Genomic DNA, 19,955 nt, shown 5'->3' on the forward strand with positions numbered 1-19,955 from the left:
CCCTTTCCGTGTCGAATATATTTACAACCGGATCCCCTCGTCCTCCCCGAACCTCAGATTTAGCAAGGAGTTATGACCTTTCCCCTAACGCGAAACTGTCGGCTGTTATTACCTTTTTTTGGGTCGGTCTGCTTTTCGGACGTCACCCTTCGCGATCGCGAAGGCTCTAATCAGAGAACCAAGGAACCATGCCCATCAATACGCGTTCACGCAATCGGGCCGTCATGCTGGCCGCCGCCGGACTGGGTTGGATCCTTTTCTCCTGCAACCAGGCGGACAAGGATTTGGGGGAAGGCCCCATCGGCCCCGGCTCCGGATCCGGATTGGACACCAGCACTTGGGTCAGGGATTCCGTTTCCGGGAACATGCGCATTTTCGCCACGCCGCAAACCTTGAAAGCCGGCAATAAGGCGCGCGCCACCATTAATGTCCAGGTCTTCGACGCCAGCCACAATCCCCTTCGCAACCGCCTGGTCAAGTTCGCCGCTTCCATCGGCACCATTTCCGCCAGCGACACCACCGATGCGGACGGCATGGCCACCGCCACCTATGCGGGCATCCCGCGCAATGCGGAAGCGCATATCCTCGCCTCCGCCGACGTGGGCGATTCCGTGGCCACGGTTGGCACCTCGGTGCAATTGCAAGGCCTTACCATCACGGTAACCCCCCGTTCGCTGGATACCCTCATCGGGGAAGCCGTGCCGGTGACCGTTACCGTTCGGGATGGCGAGGGCGAAGCGGTGGCGGCGGCGGCGGTCAAGCTCCAAGGGGCCTCGGACAATAGCGGAGTCACCGACGGCGCGGGCCAAATCGGAACCACCGTGAACAGCGCGGATGAAAAGCAAGCCAAGGTGACCGCCCAAGCCTTGGGCGCCGAAGGCTCGGCCACCGTCGGCTTCTGGAAATCCCCCTTCTTCGCCCGCTCCCGCACCTTGCTCCTCTTCGCCGATCCGCCCCGCATCCCTGCTACCGATGGCCAGACCTCCAGCATCAAGGCCGTCCTCTACGACGAGAACCACAATCCGGTGGCCGGCAAGCGGGTCACCTTCGCCGCCAGCCAGGGCCTCATCACCCCCTCGGCGACCACCGATTCCTCCGGGGCCGCCCGCGCCACTTTCCAGGGCTTCGCCCAGAATGCCGACGCCGTCATCACCGCGAGCTACACCCAAGGCGATTCGGTCCGCACCGCGACCACCACGGTCACCCTGGCCGGCCTGCAAATCGAGGTGAAGCCGAGCGTGGAGGAGGCCGTGATCGGCGATACCGTGCCCGTCTCCATCCACATGCGCGACGCCGCGGGCCAGGCCCTTCCCAACGTGCAAATCACCCTGAAGGGCGCCCTGCAATCGTCCCTGCGCACCAACCCTTCCGGCACCGCCACCGCGACCGTAACCAGCGCCTCCCTCGCGACCCAGGCGGTATCGGCCACGGCCCTGGGCGCCTCCGACAGCGCCAAGATCACCTTCTTGAGCGAGCTTCCCACCGGCAACGTGGTTTCCAAACCCGCCGTCGGCAACCTGCGCATCTTCGTGGATCGCTCCAAGCTCAAGGCCAGCAACACCGACGAGACCCCGGTGCGCGTCATCGCCTTCGACAAGTTCAACAACCCGCTGGCGGGCCGGCTGGTGCGCTTCACGGCCAATTTCGGCATCATCAGCGCCAGCGACTCCACCAACGACCGCGGCGAGGCGACGGCCACCTATCGCGCCGTACCCTACAACACCGACGTACGCATCACCGCCTCGGTGACGGTGGACGATTCCACCCTGTCGGTGGCGACCACGGTGACCTTGACGGGCCTGGAAGTGGAAGTGCGGCCGCAGGTGAGTGACGCCCTGCTCAACGCCACCGTGCCCGTGACCATCCGCGTCCTGGACGGTTCCGGCAATCCGGTTCCGGACGTGACCGTGAAGTTCAAAGGCAACCCCGGCATCGGCACCACCGACGGCGACGGCGTCTTCGTCACGGCCGTAACCAGCGGAACGCAGAATCGCGTTCTCATCGACGCCGAGGCGCTGGGCGCCCAGGATACCGGCTTCGTGGATTTCTGGGCCAAGCTCCCGGGCAACACCACCACCGGCACGCAGGAAATCCGCAAGCTGCGCATCTTCTCATCGCGCTCGCAATTGCGCGCGGACAATTCCGATTTCGCGGTGATCTCCGTCATCCTCACCAACGAAAACAACAACCCCGCCCAAGGGGAGACGGTGAAATTCACCAGCGACCTGGGCATCATCACGCAAACGGCGACGGTGGACAGCACGGGCCGCGCCACCGCCATCTTGCATAGCGCGCCGGTGAACGGCACCTGCAACGTGGAAGCGACGGCGGTGGGCCGGAACCTTTCCGCGAGCACCCAGGTGGTCTTCAGCGGGGTCACCTTGCAATTGGCCGCCAACCAGACCGATTTGAAGGTGGGCGAATTGGCGAGCCTGACGGCGACCCTGCGGGATGCCTCGGGCAATGCCATCGGCGGGGACGCGGTCGCCTTCACCCTTTCGGGCTCGGGGACCTTCGACAACGGCGGCGCGGCCTATAATACCGTACTCCGTCCCGACGGGACGGCCCTGGTTCGCGTGAGCGGCAGCCAGTCGGGGACCATAGTGGCGAAGGCCTCCGCGTTGAACACGGTGGACTCCCTCACCTTGAGGTTCTCGAACAACACCCTGAGCCTCAACGCCTCCAAAGCCACGCTGTCCGTAGGCGGGAACGATTCGACCTTCATCACCGCCACCTACGTGAACGGCTCCAACACGCCCGTCAGCGGCGTCACCATCGCCTTCGCGGCCAATGCCGGCACCATCGTCACCGCTTCCGCCACCACCGACGGAAACGGCAGGGCTTCGACCTGGTTCAGGAGCGCCACCTTCGCGGGCACCGCCACCGTACAGGCCACCGGGCCGGCGGGTTCGGCGCAAATTCCCATTGCCTTCCAAGCGGGGGCCGTGAAGGCCATCAAGCTTTCGGTCACCGCGGACAACATCGCCGTGAACGGCGGGATCGCGAACCTGACGGCCAAGGTCTCGGACGCGCAAGGCAACCTGGTCTCGGGCCAAGCGGTGAATTTCCGGATCATCCAGGGACCGGGCGGCGGGGAAGCCATCCTGAAGCCGGTGGCGACCAGCCAGGCCGGCATCGCCCAAAGCCAATTGGCGGCGGGAAGCGTTCCCAGCGGGTACCGTGGCGTTTTGGTGGTCGCCTCGGCGGGGGGCTTCTCGGATACGTCTAAGCTGACCATCTCCGGGCCGGCCAGCATCGTAACGGTGTCCCGGCCGCAGGACGATACGGTTCCGGTGCCGAATGGCGGCATTCTGGACGAGACTACCTTCGAATTCTTCGTGGGCGCGGTCGTGCAGGACGTGAACGGCAATATGGTCGCCGATGGCACCGAGGTCCATTTCAGCGCCACCGTGAGCGGGGCGATCTACGCCACGCGCATCCTCGACCATTGGGCCGGATTGGGCGGCTCGGTCGATGACGTCAAGCCCGTATACAAGACCATCTACCATGACGTGCCGTTCGAAGACATCAACAACAACTTCAAGTTCGACGCCGGCATCGATCTGGACTTGGACAACGACCCGGCCACCCTGCGGCGCGGTGAGGACGTGAACGGGGACGGAAGCTTCGACTGGAAAGCAAGCACGCACGATTTCTGGTTCGACTTCAACGGGGACGGCGTTTGCGAACCCAACGTGGGCGAGGACGACACCGTGGTGGTGGGCGGCAAAACGCTCTACGCGGATCTGAACGGCAACGGCTTCCGGGATCGCAGCGAGATCGTGGGGAGCGCGCCCCGCGCCGGCATATGCAATGAGCCCGCCAGCGGCGATTTCCCCTACCTGCTGCGGGACATCCGCGATTTCCTGCCCGACCTGCCTTTCACGACCAACGACTTCGCGGTGGCCATCGAGGTTTCCGCCGTCACCAAGGACGGCGTGGCCCACGCCCGCCTGCGCTACCCAAGGCAATTCGCCCGCAGGCTGGTCGTAAGCGTAAATGCGGAAGCCAACGGCGTACGGGATCGGGACGGGGAGCGATTCACCCTTCCCGTGGTGGGGAAATAAGCCATGAAACGTACCGTAACCCGTTCGTTACCCATCCTCCTCGGGCTGCTCGCGGCGGCGCGCGCCGAATTCCCCCTGGAGTCCATGGGGCCCAATCGCCTCGGCCTCCAATATGGCTTCGCCCTCCGGGGCCAGGATATAACCAGCCAGGACGTGCCTTCCCACGAAACCCTCCATACCCTGAACCTGGGGTATTCGCCGCTCCCCTATCTCGGGCTCGAGGCCGGCATCGGCGCGGACGAATTTTCCGTGGATCGCCATAACGGCGCCCGCTTCAGCGGAGGGTACGGACTCACGCCCGTGTTCGGCGCCACGCTGGCGACCCCCTCCCTCCTCGACCTGCTCCGCGTCGCCGGAGGCGCGCGCTTCCTGTACCTCGACAGCGAGGACAATCGCGGCTATGCCTATTCCGGCTGGGTGTCATCCCCCTTCCTGTCCGTCATCCTTTCCCCGTCGGCCTACTTCGACTTGGAAGCGGGCGCCCGCGGGCATCTGATTAGTGGCGATATGCAGGGTCCGAACGGGGTTACGCAAACCTTTTCGAACCGGGAGACCGTGCGCGGATTCGTTTCCTTCACCCTCAAGTCGCCCTCCGACTTCGCATTCCTCACCTTCGACGCCGATTTCTCCACGGCGGCCGATCCGGATTGGTCCAACGGGCCGCGGGAAGCCTCCATCGGGATCTCGTTCGGCACCCTGCTCGGTTGGAAAGCGAAATCGCAAGAGCCCAAGACCGCGCCCACCTACTTCCCCGCCTATCCGGAAATGAAGGAAAAGCAAAAGAAGATGGAAGAGGAGCTGGAGTAGCCTATGGGCAAATTCAGCTATAAGGTGCGGGACCGGGAGGACCGGGTGCTGTTGGGCACCATGGAAGCGGTCACGGCCGATGAAGTTCTGGAGAAGCTGAACCAGAAGTCTCTGCTGCCGATCGTGGTGAAGGAGCTGACGGAAGGAGAGGCCCGGCCCGGCAAATCCTTCGGCGATACGGTGCGCGAAAGCTTCCGCAATAGCCGGAACCGCGTGCCTTATAAGGATGTCGTGTTCTTCACGCGCCAATTGGCGACCATGGTCGGCCAAGGAGTGCCGCTTTCCCGGGCGCTTGATCAACTCACCAAGGGCGAAAGGCCGGTATTCCAGAAGATCATCCAACAGGTAGCGGACGACATTTCCACCGGCCTCACCCTTTCGGACGCTGTGGCCCGCCATCCGGGCGCGTTCAACACGATGTACGTGGCCATATGCCACTCCGGCGAAGTAGCCGGGGCGCTGGACAAGGTCCTGGACGGCATGGCGACCTATATGGAGAGCGTGGAGATCATGCGCGGCAAGGTGAAGACCGCCATGCGCTATCCCATCTTCATCGCCGGCTTCGTATCCCTGATGTTGTTCGGCATCATGTGGAAGCTGGTCCCCACTTTCGAGAATATCTACTCCAGCATGGGCGCGGTACTGCCTGTACCTACCCAGATCCTCATTGCCGTTTCCCATGTGGTGCGGCATAATTCCGTTCTCGTCTTCGCAGCCGTCATCTCCATCATCGTCCTATACAAATTCCTCATGACAAAGGACGATTTCCGCGTACGGTTCCAGAAATCCACCCTCAAGGTCCCCGTCTTCGGGGGCATCCTTCAGAAAAACATCTGGGCCACCTATTGCCGGACCATGGCGCTGCTGATGGAAGCCGGAACGCCCATCCTAAAGGCCACGGAAATCGCCGGGGCCACGGTCAGCAATAGCTATTTCACCCGCAAGCTCGATGGCATCTACGGAAGCTTGCGCAAGGGTGAGCTGCTCAGCGAAGCTTTGTCTGCCAGCGGCGTTTTCCCGGTGCTGGTGATCCAATTGGTGTCCACCGGGGAAACCAGCGGCCGCGTGGACGAGCTACTCCGCAAGGCGGCCGAGTTCTACGAACGGGAGACGCGGAACGTGGTCGATTCCCTTTCCCAAATCATCGAGCCCTTCCTCATCGTCGTGTTGGGCGGGGTGGTGGGCTCGGTACTGCTCGCCCTGTACATGCCGATTTTCAGCGTGGGCAAATACATCCATTGAGGAACAATGCGAAATCTACGCTTAGAAACACCACGAATTATTCCCGGTCGCGGAATATGTTCCCGCCGGGATCCGGATCCTTCGAGTGCCAACCCTAATTGGAATCCTTCATCATCAGGAGATTGTGATATGATTAACGGTTTTAACTTTCGCAACCGCGTCCAAGGCCAGAAGGGGTTCACCCTGGTGGAAGTGATCGTGGTAGCGATCATCGTAGCGGCATTGGCAGCCGTGGCCATTCCTCTTTATACCAGTTATGTGTCCAGCTCCAGGAAAAATGCCGCCGCCAATAGCGCGGGTTCGATCGCTTCCTTCTGCGGCGCCTGCCGGAATACTGGTGGAGCTGGCGCGATTATAGATTCCAGCCTGACCACCGGAGGGGGTGCCATTATCTGCAATGCGAAAAGCGATACTACGCGGATCCAAATCCCGACGGACATCAAGATCGGTTATACCGCGCCCACTGCAACCAGGCCCGGCAACATTCGCGCCGAACATACCGCCGATCAGGCAGATACAGCCAACTTTAATTTCTGAGGAATTGGGCGGATGATTTCCGATTCGCCATTGACTCGCGTTGCTGCTTCAGGTGGCAGCACGTCTCGAACCTACAACTCGTGAGTTGGAATCCTTGCCATCAAACATCCAGCATCCGGCGGAGGGCGGGAGGATTTTAAGGGTGCCCTTGCGTATTCTCCGATCCAACCGATCCCGCGCGGCCGGCTTCACCTTCATAGAAGCGATTGTGACAGCCGTGATCATGGGCATCCTGGCCGCAACCACGATTCCCATCTATACGGGATACGTCAACTCGCAACGCATAGATACGCTCAAGAGCATCGCGCAAATGACCGCCGCTTCGGCGAATATCTATTCGCGTCGCACCAATACCACGCCGACTTGCGCGTCTACCTCGGCCTGCGTTACCGCGCTCGGGATTTTCGTGTCCGATCCGGCGCAGTTCGATATCCAAATATCCGGTAGAACGGTTATCGTCAAAGATCTCTACCACACCGATGTCGCGCAGCAAACAGCGAGCTTCTGAGCATTCCCGATTATGCCTCAATTTATCCGTTCAAAATCATTCCGGGGATGCGGCGGCTTTACCCTAATCGAAGTCATGGTGGCGGCGCTTTTGCTGGGTCTCGTCATTACGGGAGCGACTTCGATGATAGGCACCGGGCGCACCCTCGAGGGAGCCGGCGATTTGCGTTCCCAAGCCCTGCGATTGGCGGCGAACTCCATGGAACGGACCACGCATCACTACTCCGCCTATCGAATCGCGCCAGGAGAGTTTACTTCGAAGCCCAAGCTGAATACCCCATCGGGAGCGACCTGTACCGCCGACCAAACCGACTCGATTTACGACACGACATCGATAGGCGCCCACTGGACCGACGCGGATGGCGGCGTCGCAGTGAACGTACCGTACCAAGCGATTTGCGTCAGACTCACCTGGTCGTGCGGAGGCCTGGCCGACAGCGTCGTGCTCAGGAAAAGGATCGCGAACATCCAATGAGGACGGAAGCGGGATTCACCCTGATCGAAGCCCTGGCGGGAGGAATTATCTCAACCGTACTGGCTGGCGCCATGCTCTCCCTTTTTTACCTGGTTACAGGCAATATCAAGGATAGCGCGGCTAACACCCGGCTACTACGTATCCAGACCGTGGCGGGAGACCAGATCCGACGGATCGTGCGGCGAGCGTATGGGCCCATGCTCACGACTGATGCCGGGAGCATTTCCACCATTGTCGATCCGAACCCGCATCCCGGCCTTCAGGAAGTTTGGCTCTATGAAGATCCGGATGCCGAAATCGGCGCGTACAAGATTTCCGGGGACAATTTGCTGGAGCGGGTGAATGGGGTTTACACCCCGATGCGGATAGGCTCCGATACGGTGTGGCTGGACGGGCCCAACAGTTCCTTCACCGTACTCCCCAATCGGTTGGGCGTCGCTTTTGATCTGCGGTACCGGATCCAAAAGAACGGGGAGACTGCCCCGATATTCATCGATACGGTCCTGTGCCGGGGAAAAATATGAAAGGGCAGCGAGGCTCCATTCTGGCCGGGGTCGTGGGCCTTACCGTCGGCATTACGGCCGCCATCGCCGGCTTTCTGGTTGTAGCAGGCAACACCACCCGGCTCGAAGCCGATTCCGAATCGGATATACAACTCCACTACGCCGCGCAGTCGGCGATGGTCATGGGGCTTCGTTGGCTGCGAAGCTACCCGGATCCGTCTATTCCTCCGAATGGCCATTTGGGGGATGATAACTGGCCCGCGCAGCCAATCGTCCTTAATTCGCCGGGAAACAATGACACCGCGATTACGGCCAACAATTACAGCGCAATGGACGGGGCCCAGGTGAAAGTCGTATTTTCCGCCACCCCCACCGAATTCGAACATCACAAACTCCGTTGCCTTGCGACGATGGGCAGCGGTAAGGACACTCTCGAAATCAATTACTATGTGAAATCGGCGGGTGCGACTACGGAAAACGAAAACGGCGCTACGCTCTATTCTCTGGCCACGGCCCAGTGGCGGGAAACCATCCACCCGGGACATTGAAGGAACCATGACGAAAAGGACCATACAGGCCGCCAAGCCGGGCAAGATCCTGGGCATCGAGCATGACCACCTGGGCATCCGGTGCGCGCGGCTCTCCAGCGACGGCCGGGGCAGCTTCACGGTCGACAGGCTGGAGGAAATCAAGGGCGACTTCGCCGAGGATGCCGCCTTGCTGGAAGGTCTGCGCCAAGTCCGATCGATTTTCGGCGTCTCCTCCCGGGATGCGGTGGTGACCTGCCTGGCGGGCAAGCAGATATTCGCATCCCAAATCGAATTCCGCCGCCTGAGCCCGGAGGAAATGGATCAGGCCTTGAGGTTGGAACTGCGCAAGACCGTGCACTTCGAAGTGGCCACATCCACGCTCGATTACCAAATCCTGCCGGGCGAGGATGAATCCAGCGGCGGTCCGGTCCAGGTGATGGTGGCCCTGGCCGCCAATACCCTGCTCAATCGAAGCCTGCAATTGCTGGAGAGAGCCGGCTTGCAACCTTCGGCGGTGGACGTGCTGCCGGTGGCAATCGCCAACGCCTTGTGGTCCTTAGCCGATGGCACGGCCGATCACCCCCTGATCGGGCTGCACGTAGGCGCGCAGATCTCCACCATCGTCATCGTCAGCGAGCATTCCCCCTTCTTCAACCGGACTATCTACTTCGCCGCCGAAGACATGTTCCGCAAGGAAGCCAATCCCGCCGACCGCGACAAACGCTTGCAATCGCTGTCCGACGAGGTTTCCCGATCCCTCCTGTTTTATGAGAAGAACTACGGGCTTTCCGGATACCAGGGCATCTTCTTGTTGGGGGATTACCTCGACGGGAATGGACTCATCGCCTCCCTGAACCGACAGACTTCCCTGCCTATCCACAAAATGGATCTGCCGGCCAAGCTGGGCTATCAGAAGGGGCAGAACCCGGGCCATTTCGACCTGGCGGTTTCCTTGGCCCTCAGGGGGGACACATGATCGCCATCAAGACGGGCGGTATGTACCGTATCAATCTCATCCGGGATTTGCGCGAAAAGGAATTCCGCCAGGAACGGAAGCGGCGCATGGCCCTGATAGTGGGACTAGGCTGTTTCGGTTTTTTCTTCATCTCCGTCCTCTATTCCGCGCTTACCATCTGGCAGATGGAGGAAGTTCTGAAAAGGGAACGGGTAAAAGTCGATCACCTGAAGCAGGAATACCAGAAATACACGGCCACGCGTTTGATCGTGGACAAAACCGACCTGGAATTGCTCAACAGCCTGCAAGGCAAGGGGGTTTTCTGGACCAAGAAGCTCGCGGCGGTGGCCAAATACCTGCCCGAGAATTATTGGATCACCCAGTTCAGCTTTGGCGCCGAGCACTTCCGGGTTTCAGGATACGGCTTCGTAGGGCCGCAGCAGAACCAGTTGATCGTTTTGAACGCCTATCTCGATAAGCTGCGGGCGGACACCACCTTCACGGATGTTTTCAAGTTTGTCCAATTGGTCTCCGCGGATCGCAGTAACGATGCCGGGCAGGGGCGCTGCGCGTTCGAATTCACGGCCGATACCGATGCCAGGAAGGCGGCCCAATGAAGTCCAGCGAAGGCATGTTGATCGCCATGGCGGTGGCTGGCGTAGCCATGGTCCCGCTAGATATGCTCTACACCTCCCGGTTCGTACCCCGTTTCCAGGAGATCGAAAAGCAAAGGATCATCACCTCCAACCAAATAGCCACCGCCAAGATCGTCTCGGAAAACCTCAACCACGTCCGGGACCTTGTCTTTCGCAACATGTCCTTCGCCGGCCAGAAAGACTCTGTTTCGCACGAGGCCATCCTATTCGAATTCCTGACTACGTGCGTGAACGATCTCAAGATGAAGCTGGTGTCGGTCCGACCCTCCACGCCTTCGGTGCAAGGCAGAGTCAACATTAACGGGTACGATATCGTTATGGAAGGGGATTTCTTCCGCTTCGGGGAGTTCTGCTCCAAGCTGGAAAACAGCCAACGTTTGCTCGCGGTTACCGCATTCGAAGTTTCCCAACACGGCAAAGAGGCGGAGCCATCCGCGCCGGCCAAAGGAGGGAAAACCGCTGCCACGCACGATTCGGCGCCGGAAGTCCGCGGCACCGTCATCAAACTCCATCTTGACACCTTCGTCGTCAGGAAGGGGGGCTGAGGCATGCGCGTTTCCTCCTTTTCCATAGCGGCCGTTCTCGCCATGATCCTGGCCCTGGGGCTGGCCCTGCGCATCTATTCCCAAAGCAACGGCTTCCATGCCATGGTCAATCAATCCTTGGCCACTACCGAAGGCTATGACCAGAAATTCATCCCGGCGCGGTCGCGCCCAGCCGAACCGTCGCCGCCGCCCCGAGGCCCATGCAGGCAGGCAAGACCAAGTCTGCCGGGAAAGCCAAGCCCGATAGTTCCTTCCAGCTTCCCGCCGCCCCGCCGCCGGACAAGGTCAAACTCACCGCCATCATCGCCGACGATTACGGACAACACACCGCCATCGTCATGGACGGGGAGCGCTCCTTGTCCGTAGACGTTGGCGACATGGTCGGGGCCCGTAAGGTCACCAAGGTCACGAGCAAAGACATCACCATGGAAGACGATTCCGCGATCTACGTGTACGATCTCGCCGGCAATCGCAGCTATCAGAAGAAATGAGGCCGTACCGCATGCTGAATAACCCTTTACCGCGTACCGCCTGCATGCCCCTATTGGCCTTGCTGTACGCCCTATCCGCTGCTGCCGCGCCGCTTGGCTCCTCCATTTCTTCGGGACCCGTGGCGCCGGCCGCCGAGGCCAAATCGGAATCCCCCATCATCACCAAGGATCCGAATCCCCAGCTTCGCGTTCCCATTTCCCTCAACGCGCAGGACGCCAACCTTTCGGAGATCCTGAAGGTTCTGGCCGATCGCTCGAGCATGAACTTCGTGGCGGGCGAGGGCGTTCAGAAGGCCAAGATCACCATCATCCTCAACAAGACCCCGGTCGCGGAGGCAATCGATCTCATCGTGCGCGCCGCCGGCCTGTCCTACGAGATCATCGGCAATTCGGTACTCATCGGCGAAGTGGGCAAACTCAAGGACGAGGTGGGCCAGTCCGGTTACGTCATCGCCCTCAACTACGCCGACGCCGAAGAGGTGGCCGGGATGTTGGCCGACTTCTCCAAGAACGTGAAGGTGGACAAGGGCGGCAACCGGCTCATCGCCTACGCCAGCCCGCGCGTCATCAACGAGATCGAGCGCATCGTGAGGTCCATCGATCATCCGCATACCCAGGTGCTGCTGGAGACCCGTCTCATCGAGGTTACCCTGGACAACAACGAGAAGTACGGCATCGACTGGGGCAATCTGTCCCCCATCACCACCGGCCTGTCGTTCCCCCAGGTCAAATCCACGGAGGCTTACCTCCTGAAGAACGGCGTGCGCGGGCCCATCAATTTCAATCTATTGCTGGACATGCTCATCCAGAGCGGGGACGCGCGCGTGCTGATGAACTCCAAGCTGACCACCACCAACAACCGCGAAGCCAGCCTCCTGATAGGGCAGAAGATCCCGTACGTGATCCAATCCTTCAATACCGCCGCCACGGCCAGCACCGGGGCCAACCTCCAGATCGAGAAGGAAGAGGTGGGCGTGAAGATGAAGATGCTGCCGCACGTCAACGAGGATTCGGAGATCACCTTGGTGCTGGAACCCGAAGTCAGCTCCATCACCGGGTTCAAGGGACCAAACCAGGAGTTGCCCCTGGTGAAAGTGCGGACCGCGAAGACGACCGTACGCGTGGCCGATGGGCAAACCGTTTTCCTGGCCGGCCTGCTTTCGGAAGAGGAAACCGAAGAGCTCAGCAAGCTGCCGGTATTGGGGCAGATTCCGTTGATCGGAGCGCTGTTCACCCATCGCCTGAAGGCCAAGACCAAGACCAACCTCATCATCGAGGTGAAGCCGCGTATCATCCGTAAGTCCTCGGACCTGGCCTTCGAGGGCGCGGCGGCCAAGCCGGATTCGGCGGCGGCGAAGTAGCTACAGGGCCGCTACGGGGATCGAAAAAATCTTCGGCCCTAGTGGCATCGCCCGGTCGGCGAGACAGATCAAGCCCCCCGGCCCGATCGGCATCCCTAGCTTTTCCAGAACCTGGAAATGCCTCGTGTCGTCCCTGCGAGGCGAGGCGGTTTTCTTGAACTCCAAGGGATATACGGTGCCATCCTGGATGATAAGCAAGTCGATTTCCTTCTGATCCTTATCGCGATAGAAATAGAAGGGCGCGGATTTACCGGTATGCCAGTATCCCTTCAGGAGTTCGGAGAGGATCCACGTTTCCAAAATGGCTCCCGACATCGCCCCCGATTCCAAAGTGCCCGGATCGGACCATTTGGTGAGATAGGCGCATAAGCCCGTATCCAGGAAATACAGCTTGGGGGTCTTAATCATCCGTTTGGTAACGTTGTTGAACCAGGGCTCAAGCAAGTAGACGATTCCCGATGCCACCAGGATGGAAAGCCAGCTTTTCGCGGAGTGCGGAGTAACTCCCGTATCCTTGGCGAGATCGGAAAGGTTCAATAATTGCCCGGTCCTCGCCGCCGCAGCGCGCATAAATCTCAGGAAGGCGACTTCATCCCCGACACGCGCCAAGTCCCGAACATCGCGTTGTAGATAGGTCTGCACATAAGAGGAATAGAACAGGTTCCAATCGGCGTCAGGATTCACCGCCAGGGTGGGGAAGCTACCGCGCCAGATCTGTTGGAATAACTCCCGCAAAGGCAGGGAGCCGCCAGTGCGTAGACGGGCTGCGATGATATCGGATTCGGGGAGGAAGGGGCGGCTCTCTTCCGGTTGACCTAGAAGCTCCCTGCGCGATAGCCCGAGCAATTGGACGACAGCCACTCGGCCCGCCAAGGACTCTGACACTCCTTTCATAAGGTGGAATTGTTGGGGCCCCGTAAGCCAAAACGCTCCCTCTTCATGACGTTCGTCCACCGCCATCTTGATATAAGGAAGCAAGCCGGGCGCGTATTGGATTTCATCGATGAGTATTGGTGGGCGATATGTTTGGAAAAAGAGGGCGGGATCCTCATTGGCCAAGCTGAGGGAAGCCGGATCGTCCAGGGTCACGTAGGTCCGGCCGGCTTTACTTTGGTGCCGGAGAAAGGTCGTCTTTCCGACCTGTCGTGGCCCCGTAATCATAAGGGCAGGGAAGTGCCTTCCGATTTTTTCGAGGGAGACTTCCAAGGTTCTGGCGAAATACTTGGCTTTAAGCATCGTCTATAATGTACTCCAACTACATAATAGACGAAAGTATTGGCTTTTTCAAGCTATAAAGGCCAATTATCCGGAGGGGGGGTGCTACTCCAAACTGGATCGAAAGACTTCCTGCTCGTGGGTAAAATTACGGCATATTTACCCACATGTACGAAAGACTCATTGCCCCGATCCTAGCCAAGAGCAAGAAAAGCCTGCTTTTCTAAAAGACCTTCCCACCGGCTGAACGCGGGATTTTCGAAACGGAAACCCCAAGAGATGGCAGATCCGATAGACCACAAATACGGGTCGTTAATTAAGCGGCCCGAGGCTTCCTTATAGGTTCACTCTCAGCTAGAAGCGAAGCCGCCGGAATCTTCAGTTTATTATGCAGCGCCCGCATCATTCGAACAGAGAGGGATCTTTTCCTATTCAATATTTCAGTGGAGCGATTTCTTCCCCCCAAATATCGCGCCAAATCCGTTTTCTTAAGTCCACTTTGGTCCATTCTGAATTTGATTGCCTCGATCGGGTCTGGGGAAAGGATCTTGTATTTTTCGCTTTCGTAGTTCTCAACCAGGATTGCCAGAACAGAAAGCTCATCCCCTTTTTTTGTGTTTGGCTCCGCGTCCCACAGTTCTTCAATACGGGCCAGCGTTTGCTTGTAATCCATTTCGGTTTTGATAGGCTTGATATTCATTAGATGGTCCTCGCATCAATGGCGTCATACTCCTTGTGGCCGCCCACAAATCGTATGTAGGCGATCTTAAAGTCATACTTGATGGCTACGATAAGCCGATATTTGTTTCCCTTAATGTTGAATACGACCCGACTGCTCCCTACAATGCTTGCCGAGAGGTATTTGGCCTTGATGTCGTTTGGCCCTGTCCATTCGGCTTCCTTGGCTTCCGCGTACCAAGCGCGAAGCGCCTGTTCAGCATCCTGATTTCCGGGCTTTTGCCAGAACTCTTTGAGCGTTCTGATGGCAATGACCCTCATCCCTTCAGAAGATAGCATGTTCCCATTTTGGGAACAAGGCCTACTTCAGCTCTTATTTTGGGATTTTGGAACGACTTGGAGAGACTCCCCTACTGGAAAATGCCCCCTTAAACAGGAGGCCCGAACCTTCGGCTCCGGGTTACCCCCCGGCCCCCAATACGGTCGATACTTCCGAGGTAGAAGGCGAAATCCCGGGGGGCCCGGCCTCCAAGTCCGCAACCGGCCCAAACGCCCTTTGGTCGACGGGGACTGCGGCCCTTGGGGGAATAGTGCTACCTTTAGGGTTTGCTCGCCGCCGGATCGGTTCCGTCGGCCGCCTTCGGTAACATTTATGACTCCGATTATGACCCAAACCGTTCCCCAAGCAGGAAGCGCAGTGGAGAATCATTCGCCTCTCAAAACCACCTTGCTGGCCTATCGAAAGGACTCGCTGCAGCAATTCGCGCAGCTCCTGAAGAGCGCCGAGGTGGCCCCCTTCCTGCAGCTTTTCGCCGGCAACTTCTCCCATGCCGACAAGCTCCAATGCGAAATGGCCCTGGCCATCTTCGGCCCGGGCGATTCGCTGGAAAGTTTTATCCATGACATGGCGACCCTGAAGCTGATCGCCAAGGTTCCTTGCCTTTTGGCGGTGGTCAACGAAGGGGCGATGGCCCAGGTGGCCGAAGCCAAGGCCGAGCTGGCGGCGGACGACATCCTCTATCTGCCCTTGCCGCCGCAGGAGTTGGGCAAGATCCTGAAGACCTACGTCGCTAGCCTACGCATCGAGCATAAGAAGAAAGCGCTGCGGGCCGATTTCTCGCGTAAGGCCCAGGCCCTGGGCGCCATCTTGGTCGAGAACGGCATCATCACGGCCGTGCAGCTCAAGAAGGCGCTCGACTTCCAGAAGGAGACCACCAACCTGCGCCTGGGCGACGCCTTGGTGTCGTTGGGGTTCATCGACGAGTTCCAGAAGACCCACTTCCTGGCCAGCCAATTGGGCGTGGCGGTGGCGACGCCGAAGCAATTCGCCAGCGCGGACCTGAACGTGGTGGCGTTGATCCCGGAGCGCGTGGCGCGCGAATACCATTGCATCGCGCTGGAGAAGAACGAGGACGAGCTGGTTGTGGCGATGCTGGACACCAGCAACCTGCGCCTGCTCGACAACCTGCGCGACCAGACCGATCTGCGCATCGCCCCCATCTTGGGCACGCTGGAGGACATCACCGTCTCCATAGAGCGCTATTACCGGGACATCGCTTCGCACCGTAGCGCCAGCGACCTTATGGCCGATCTCGCCACCGAGGTCCAGTACATCAAGAAGGTCGAAGAGGAGATGGGCGTCGAGGAGGCGGCCACCGCCGGCGCCGAACTCGGCATCATCAAGCTGGTGAACATGCTCATCGCCAACGCGGTGCGCGACCGGGCCAGCGATATCCACATCGAGCCCATGGAAAAGGAACTGTTGGTGCGCTACCGCATCGACGGCGAACTGCGCCGCGTGATGTCGCCGCCGCGCCATTCCCATCAGGCCATCATCACCCGTATCAAGATCCTTTCCGACCTGAACATCGCCGAACGCCGCCTGCCCCAGGACGGCCGCATGGTGGTGAAGATCGGCCTGAAGGAAGTGGACGTGCGCGTGTCCATCCTGCCCACCATCTTCGGCGAGAAGTGCGTGCTGCGTATCTTGGACAAGGAAGCCTACGAGAAGTCGATGTTCAATCTCGGCTTCACCGAGCATGAGCTCTCCATCTTCAAGGACAACATCGCCAAGCCGCACGGGATGATCGTGGTGACCGGCCCCACGGGCTCGGGCAAATCGACCACGCTGTATTCGGCCCTGCAGCAGATCAAGGACGTGACTTCCAACATCATCACGGTGGAAGACCCGGTCGAGTACCACATGGACGGCATCACCCAGGTGCCGGTGAACTCCGCCATCGGGATGTCCTTCGCCAGCGCCCTGCGCTCCATCCTGCGGCAGGATCCGGACACCATCCTCATCGGCGAAATCCGCGATCACGAAACCGCCGACATCGCGGTGAAGATGGCCCTCACGGGCCACATGGTTTTTTCCTCGCTGCACACCAACGATGCGGCCAGCGCCATCGCCCGCTTCATCGATATCGGCATCCCGCCGTTGCTATTGGCTTCCTCGCTCAACCTGGTGGTGGCGCAGCGCCTGATCCGCAAGATCTGCCCCCGCTGCAAGGTGGCCTATACGCCCCCGCAGGAGATGGTCGAGCAGTTGGGGCTCCCCGGCGTGGACGCCCAGGACGTGAAGTTCCACATGGGCGAGGGCTGCGTGACCTGTAACGGAGTCGGGTATAGCGGCCGTATCGGCATCTTCGAGATGCTGAATTGCACCCGCGAGGTGAAGAAGCTGATCCTCAAGAGCGCGCCCACCATGGATATCCAGGAAAAGGCCGAGCGCGAAGGCATGAAGACTTTGCGGCGCGCCGGCATCGAATTGGTGCTTAAGGGCGACACCACCATCGAGCAGGTGCTCGCTGCGACCACGGATCTCTGAGGGCGGCATGTCGGATACTCGTTTCGGGGAACAAGAAAGCCAGCTCGACTGGGAGAACCTATCGGGGCCCGTTCCGATGGATCTCATCGATCCCGAGTTCCCGGCCCATCCCCCCGTGAACGTACCCGCCGCCGCTTCCCAGGCGCTGCCACGCGAAGAGTCCGAGGCCCTGGCCCGAGAGGCCGGAGCCGGGCCGAGCGACGGTTCCGACGACGCTCCCGCCAGCTACGGTCCGGGATCGGACGAGACGGTTCTCGCGCCGCCGCATGCGTCGTTCGTCGATCCCCGCGCCACCATCGCCGGCGGGACCCTGTTCGGCGGAACCGACGCCTTGCAGGACGACTTCGCCCGCATCCGGGCCGAAATGGAAGCCGAGGCCGCCGCCGAGAAGCTCCGTAAGCAAGAGGCCGAGAAGGAAGAGGACGCGCAACGCGCCCGCCTGGAGCAATGGATGGCCAATGCCCGGGCCCGCCTCCTGAAGGCGGATGCCGATCTGACGGGCCCCGCCGGCCGCATCCGCCTGCGCAAGGATTCTTCGCCGAGCCTTTACCGCTTGGCCGAGATGCAGAAGACCATGCACATCGACGGGGACGCCACGCGGCCCGACGGCACGGCCATGATCATGCGGCAAGCGCCGCCCGATCCCATGGCGACGATATCGGTACCGGCCGCGCAGTTCTACGGCACCGAAGCCCCGACGACGGCCCCTGAAAGGCTGGCGCAGGTGTCGCCTCCCGCCTTCGCGGAAACTCCCGCCCCCGCACCCTCTTCCATACCGGCTCCCGCCCCCGCGGCGCCGGTGGCGCGTTCCCTCGCATTCCCTTCCCGCACGGAAGATCCCCCCTACGACTCCGGCCCCATCCCCTTGGTCTCCGGGGACGGGGGGAATTTCCGTTCCATGTCGCGCGAGGAAGCCCTGACCCGTAAAGTCGCGAAGCTCCGTATGGCGGCCGAGACGGGGGAGAACACCTTGGTCTTGGCGCCCTCTCCCGAAGAGGATGGCGAGGGCCGGGCCCTGAATTTCGCCATCGCCGCCGTGGTGCTGATCGCCGTTTTGGTCCTGGGGCTGGGGCTTTTCGCCGCCACCCAGGCCGGCCTGTTCGACGGGCTGGAGAATCGCATTCCCTTCTTGAAGCCGAAGATGGCCAACCTCGCGCCGACGCCCAGGCATGCATCGCCGGCGGGACCGGGAACGAGCGCCCCCGGCCCGACTGCCGCGCCTACCCGGAAAAGCGCGGTTGCCCCGTCCGCTGCGCCTGGCCCGGTCGCTTCCCGGCCCACGCCGGCCCAGATCGCCACGCCCCCCCGTAACAACCCAGTTACCCCCCGTCCCGCGCGCGCGGTCCCGGCCAAAACCCGCAAGCCCGCCGTCAATGCCGCGGCCGCGGCCGCGGCAGGAGCCGAGGATGACGACATTCCCGCCTATGCCCGTCCGCCCGCCAAGGCGGGGAACCTGGGGGAGATCGTCCTGCGCAATTCCATCGAGGCCGCCCTCAACATCGACAAGGACAACTTGCTCGATTTGTATAACCGCTACGCGCTGGGCTTCCCCGGCCTTTCGGGGGAAGTGGTGATCGGCCTGACGGTGGATCCCAGCGGCCGCATCCTGGAAGGATCCATCGTGAGCAGCACGACCGGCGTGGAGGGCTTCGATCAGGAGTTGCTTCGCAAGGTGCTGGATTGGCGCTTGCGGTCCTTCCCCGAGGCACGCCCCAAATTCATATCGGTGCCCTTCCTCTTCCCGATGCAGGGCCATTGATGTCCCGCCTCGGCAGATACCTGGCTTGCGCGGCGTTGGCCGCGGCCCTGTCCGGATGCGGCGGATCGTTGGTCATCAAGAAACCCGAACAAGGCCTCGCGGGCTCTTTCACCACTTACGGCCCTCCCCCGGAGTTGGCGAATTGCTCCGCGCTCAAGACGCAATTCCAGAAGGATTCGTGCCGGCACGACAATGAGCGGGTGGTGGAGATGGCTTATCAAGGGGTCCTGCTCATTCGCAACGTGGATACCCGCAAGACCCTCAATCAACCCCTGGATGAGCAGGGAGCCTATCGAGCGCTCCTGGATCCCGGCACGTACGAGGTGTGCCTGAACGAGGAATGCAGCGATCCCATCGAGGTGCGCCGAAGCGAGTTCGCCACCTACGGCCAACGCTTGCCGCGCCCGGCCGGCGGGGAAAAATCCGCGGCCCGCAAGGACTCCACCGGTATCGGGGCCGCTCCCGTGAAAACCCCCTGAGTAGAGTGCCTCAGAGGATCCCGCGCAAGAGCCAGAGCAGGAACAGCAGGATCAGGACCGAGGCTACCGCCCCCATCAACCATGGGCCCGCGGCCTTTTTCTTGGGCGCGCGCAAGGCGCGATCGCGGAGGCCTTCCCGTTCCAGGCTATCGGCGTAATCGTCTTCGTCCGGCAGATCGACGCCGTCCAGGTAGGTCGCTTGCGACCAGCCCGTGCGCTCGTCGGACCCGCAATGGCGGCACGCTTTGGCTTTGGCCGGAATGCGTTCTCCGCAATGCGGGCATGCTACCCAGTCGCCGGACATGCCGGGCAATATAG

The 19,955-nt window shown here is 60.7% G+C and carries 20 protein-coding genes; 16 read left to right on the top strand and 4 right to left on the bottom strand.

The annotated features are described in order from the left end of the window. Positions 1-188 precede the first annotated feature (188 nt). The 13 genes from JF616_11445 to JF616_11505 all read left to right on the top strand — a co-directional run bounded on the left by JF616_11445 (position 189) and on the right by JF616_11505 (position 12,676). Entirely contained in the window at positions 189-4,067 is a 3,879-nt protein-coding gene (locus JF616_11445) for an Ig-like domain-containing protein (protein ID MBW8888359.1), read from the top strand. A 3-nt stretch (positions 4,068-4,070) separates the two neighbouring features. Beyond that, positions 4,071-4,874 (top strand): hypothetical protein, encoded by an 804-nt coding sequence (locus JF616_11450; GenBank protein MBW8888360.1) that lies wholly within the window; start codon positions 4,071-4,073, stop codon positions 4,872-4,874. A gap of 3 nt (positions 4,875-4,877) precedes the next feature. Then, positions 4,878-6,116, top strand: a complete 1,239-nt coding sequence (locus JF616_11455; GenBank protein ID MBW8888361.1) for a type II secretion system F family protein — start codon at positions 4,878-4,880, stop codon at positions 6,114-6,116. A gap of 129 nt (positions 6,117-6,245) precedes the next feature. Continuing rightward, entirely contained in the window at positions 6,246-6,653 is a 408-nt protein-coding gene (locus JF616_11460; protein MBW8888362.1) for a prepilin-type N-terminal cleavage/methylation domain-containing protein, read from the top strand. A 148-nt stretch (positions 6,654-6,801) separates the two neighbouring features. After that, on the top strand, positions 6,802-7,161 hold the full coding sequence (locus tag JF616_11465) for a prepilin-type N-terminal cleavage/methylation domain-containing protein (GenBank protein MBW8888363.1): 360 nt from the start codon (positions 6,802-6,804) through the stop codon (positions 7,159-7,161). Between the two features lie 12 nt (positions 7,162-7,173). Next, complete coding sequence (locus JF616_11470) at positions 7,174-7,635, top strand: prepilin-type N-terminal cleavage/methylation domain-containing protein (protein ID MBW8888364.1); 462 nt, start codon at positions 7,174-7,176, stop codon at positions 7,633-7,635. Next, the gene (locus JF616_11475; GenBank protein ID MBW8888365.1) at positions 7,632-8,159 is read left to right on the top strand and encodes a type II secretion system protein; all 528 of its coding nucleotides are present in this window, start codon (positions 7,632-7,634) and stop codon (positions 8,157-8,159) included. Before JF616_11470 ends, JF616_11475 begins: the two co-directional genes overlap by 4 nt. Beyond that, a complete protein-coding gene (locus JF616_11480) occupies positions 8,156-8,686 on the top strand; it encodes a hypothetical protein (protein ID MBW8888366.1) in 531 nt (176 codons plus the stop codon). Before JF616_11475 ends, JF616_11480 begins: the two co-directional genes overlap by 4 nt. A gap of 7 nt (positions 8,687-8,693) precedes the next feature. Continuing rightward, positions 8,694-9,644, top strand: coding sequence for a pilus assembly protein PilM (gene pilM / locus JF616_11485; GenBank protein ID MBW8888367.1), 951 nt, complete (start codon positions 8,694-8,696; stop codon positions 9,642-9,644). Then, positions 9,641-10,240: a hypothetical protein gene (locus tag JF616_11490; GenBank protein ID MBW8888368.1), complete on the top strand. Its 600-nt coding sequence runs from the start codon at positions 9,641-9,643 to the stop codon at positions 10,238-10,240. The genes pilM and JF616_11490 overlap by 4 nt, the downstream gene beginning before the upstream one ends. Continuing rightward, positions 10,237-10,824, top strand: a complete 588-nt coding sequence (locus JF616_11495; protein MBW8888369.1) for a hypothetical protein — start codon at positions 10,237-10,239, stop codon at positions 10,822-10,824. Before JF616_11490 ends, JF616_11495 begins: the two co-directional genes overlap by 4 nt. 200 nt (positions 10,825-11,024) lie before the next feature. After that, complete coding sequence (locus tag JF616_11500; protein ID MBW8888370.1) at positions 11,025-11,315, top strand: hypothetical protein; 291 nt, start codon at positions 11,025-11,027, stop codon at positions 11,313-11,315. A gap of 11 nt (positions 11,316-11,326) precedes the next feature. Further along, positions 11,327-12,676: a hypothetical protein gene (locus tag JF616_11505; GenBank protein MBW8888371.1), complete on the top strand. Its 1,350-nt coding sequence runs from the start codon at positions 11,327-11,329 to the stop codon at positions 12,674-12,676. Here the strand turns inward: JF616_11505 and JF616_11510 are convergent, their stop codons facing one another. The 3 genes from JF616_11510 to JF616_11520 form a co-directional block, all read right to left on the bottom strand. After that, positions 12,677-13,912 (bottom strand): ATP-binding protein, encoded by a 1,236-nt coding sequence (locus JF616_11510; GenBank protein ID MBW8888372.1) that lies wholly within the window; start codon positions 13,910-13,912, stop codon positions 12,677-12,679. Between the two features lie 295 nt (positions 13,913-14,207). Then, a complete protein-coding gene (locus JF616_11515; protein ID MBW8888373.1) occupies positions 14,208-14,591 on the bottom strand; it encodes a hypothetical protein in 384 nt (127 codons plus the stop codon). Continuing rightward, entirely contained in the window at positions 14,591-14,890 is a 300-nt protein-coding gene (locus JF616_11520; GenBank protein MBW8888374.1) for a type II toxin-antitoxin system HigB family toxin, read from the bottom strand. Before JF616_11520 ends, JF616_11515 begins: the two co-directional genes overlap by 1 nt. Positions 14,891-15,266: 376 nt before the next feature. Between JF616_11520 and tadA the strand changes: the two genes are divergently transcribed. Genes tadA through JF616_11535 form a run of 3 tightly spaced genes read left to right on the top strand, consistent with a single transcriptional unit; the run spans position 15,267 to position 19,637 of the window. Then, positions 15,267-17,399 carry a Flp pilus assembly complex ATPase component TadA gene (gene tadA, locus JF616_11525; GenBank protein ID MBW8888375.1) on the top strand — a complete coding sequence of 711 codons (2,133 nt, stop codon included), beginning with the start codon at positions 15,267-15,269 and terminating at the stop codon, positions 17,397-17,399. A gap of 7 nt (positions 17,400-17,406) precedes the next feature. Beyond that, positions 17,407-19,158 (top strand): hypothetical protein, encoded by a 1,752-nt coding sequence (locus JF616_11530; protein ID MBW8888376.1) that lies wholly within the window; start codon positions 17,407-17,409, stop codon positions 19,156-19,158. After that, entirely contained in the window at positions 19,158-19,637 is a 480-nt protein-coding gene (locus JF616_11535) for a hypothetical protein (protein MBW8888377.1), read from the top strand. The genes JF616_11530 and JF616_11535 overlap by 1 nt, the downstream gene beginning before the upstream one ends. Positions 19,638-19,647: 10 nt before the next feature. Here JF616_11535 and JF616_11540 read toward each other — a convergent pair whose 3' ends face one another. Then, a complete protein-coding gene (locus tag JF616_11540; GenBank protein MBW8888378.1) occupies positions 19,648-19,950 on the bottom strand; it encodes a zinc ribbon domain-containing protein in 303 nt (100 codons plus the stop codon). Positions 19,951-19,955 lie beyond the last annotated feature (5 nt).

This window comes from Fibrobacterota bacterium (assembly GCA_019509785.1).
In the GTDB taxonomy this organism is placed as follows: Bacteria; Fibrobacterota; Fibrobacteria; order UBA11236; family UBA11236; genus Chersky-265.

Bases quoted from the DNA above. Each gene is read 5' to 3' on its own strand.
- JF616_11500 (MBW8888370.1), top strand. From the start codon at position 11,025: ATGCAGGCAGGCAAGACCAAGTCTGCCGGGAAAGCCAAGCCCGATAGT.
- JF616_11470 (MBW8888364.1), top strand. From the start codon at position 7,174: ATGCCTCAATTTATCCGTTCAAAATCATTCCGGGGATGCGGCGGCTTT.
- JF616_11495 (MBW8888369.1), top strand. From the start codon at position 10,237: ATGAAGTCCAGCGAAGGCATGTTGATCGCCATGGCGGTGGCTGGCGTA.
- JF616_11520 (MBW8888374.1), bottom strand. From the start codon at position 14,890: ATGAGGGTCATTGCCATCAGAACGCTCAAAGAGTTCTGGCAAAAGCCC.
- JF616_11455 (MBW8888361.1), top strand. From the start codon at position 4,878: ATGGGCAAATTCAGCTATAAGGTGCGGGACCGGGAGGACCGGGTGCTG.
- JF616_11460 (MBW8888362.1), top strand. From the start codon at position 6,246: ATGATTAACGGTTTTAACTTTCGCAACCGCGTCCAAGGCCAGAAGGGG.
- JF616_11450 (MBW8888360.1), top strand. From the start codon at position 4,071: ATGAAACGTACCGTAACCCGTTCGTTACCCATCCTCCTCGGGCTGCTC.
- JF616_11535 (MBW8888377.1), top strand. From the start codon at position 19,158: ATGTCCCGCCTCGGCAGATACCTGGCTTGCGCGGCGTTGGCCGCGGCC.
- JF616_11475 (MBW8888365.1), top strand. From the start codon at position 7,632: ATGAGGACGGAAGCGGGATTCACCCTGATCGAAGCCCTGGCGGGAGGA.
- JF616_11515 (MBW8888373.1), bottom strand. From the start codon at position 14,591: ATGAATATCAAGCCTATCAAAACCGAAATGGATTACAAGCAAACGCTG.
- JF616_11480 (MBW8888366.1), top strand. From the start codon at position 8,156: ATGAAAGGGCAGCGAGGCTCCATTCTGGCCGGGGTCGTGGGCCTTACC.
- pilM (MBW8888367.1), top strand. From the start codon at position 8,694: ATGACGAAAAGGACCATACAGGCCGCCAAGCCGGGCAAGATCCTGGGC.
- JF616_11510 (MBW8888372.1), bottom strand. From the start codon at position 13,912: ATGCTTAAAGCCAAGTATTTCGCCAGAACCTTGGAAGTCTCCCTCGAA.
- JF616_11490 (MBW8888368.1), top strand. From the start codon at position 9,641: ATGATCGCCATCAAGACGGGCGGTATGTACCGTATCAATCTCATCCGG.
- JF616_11445 (MBW8888359.1), top strand. From the start codon at position 189: ATGCCCATCAATACGCGTTCACGCAATCGGGCCGTCATGCTGGCCGCC.
- JF616_11505 (MBW8888371.1), top strand. From the start codon at position 11,327: ATGCTGAATAACCCTTTACCGCGTACCGCCTGCATGCCCCTATTGGCC.
- JF616_11530 (MBW8888376.1), top strand. From the start codon at position 17,407: ATGTCGGATACTCGTTTCGGGGAACAAGAAAGCCAGCTCGACTGGGAG.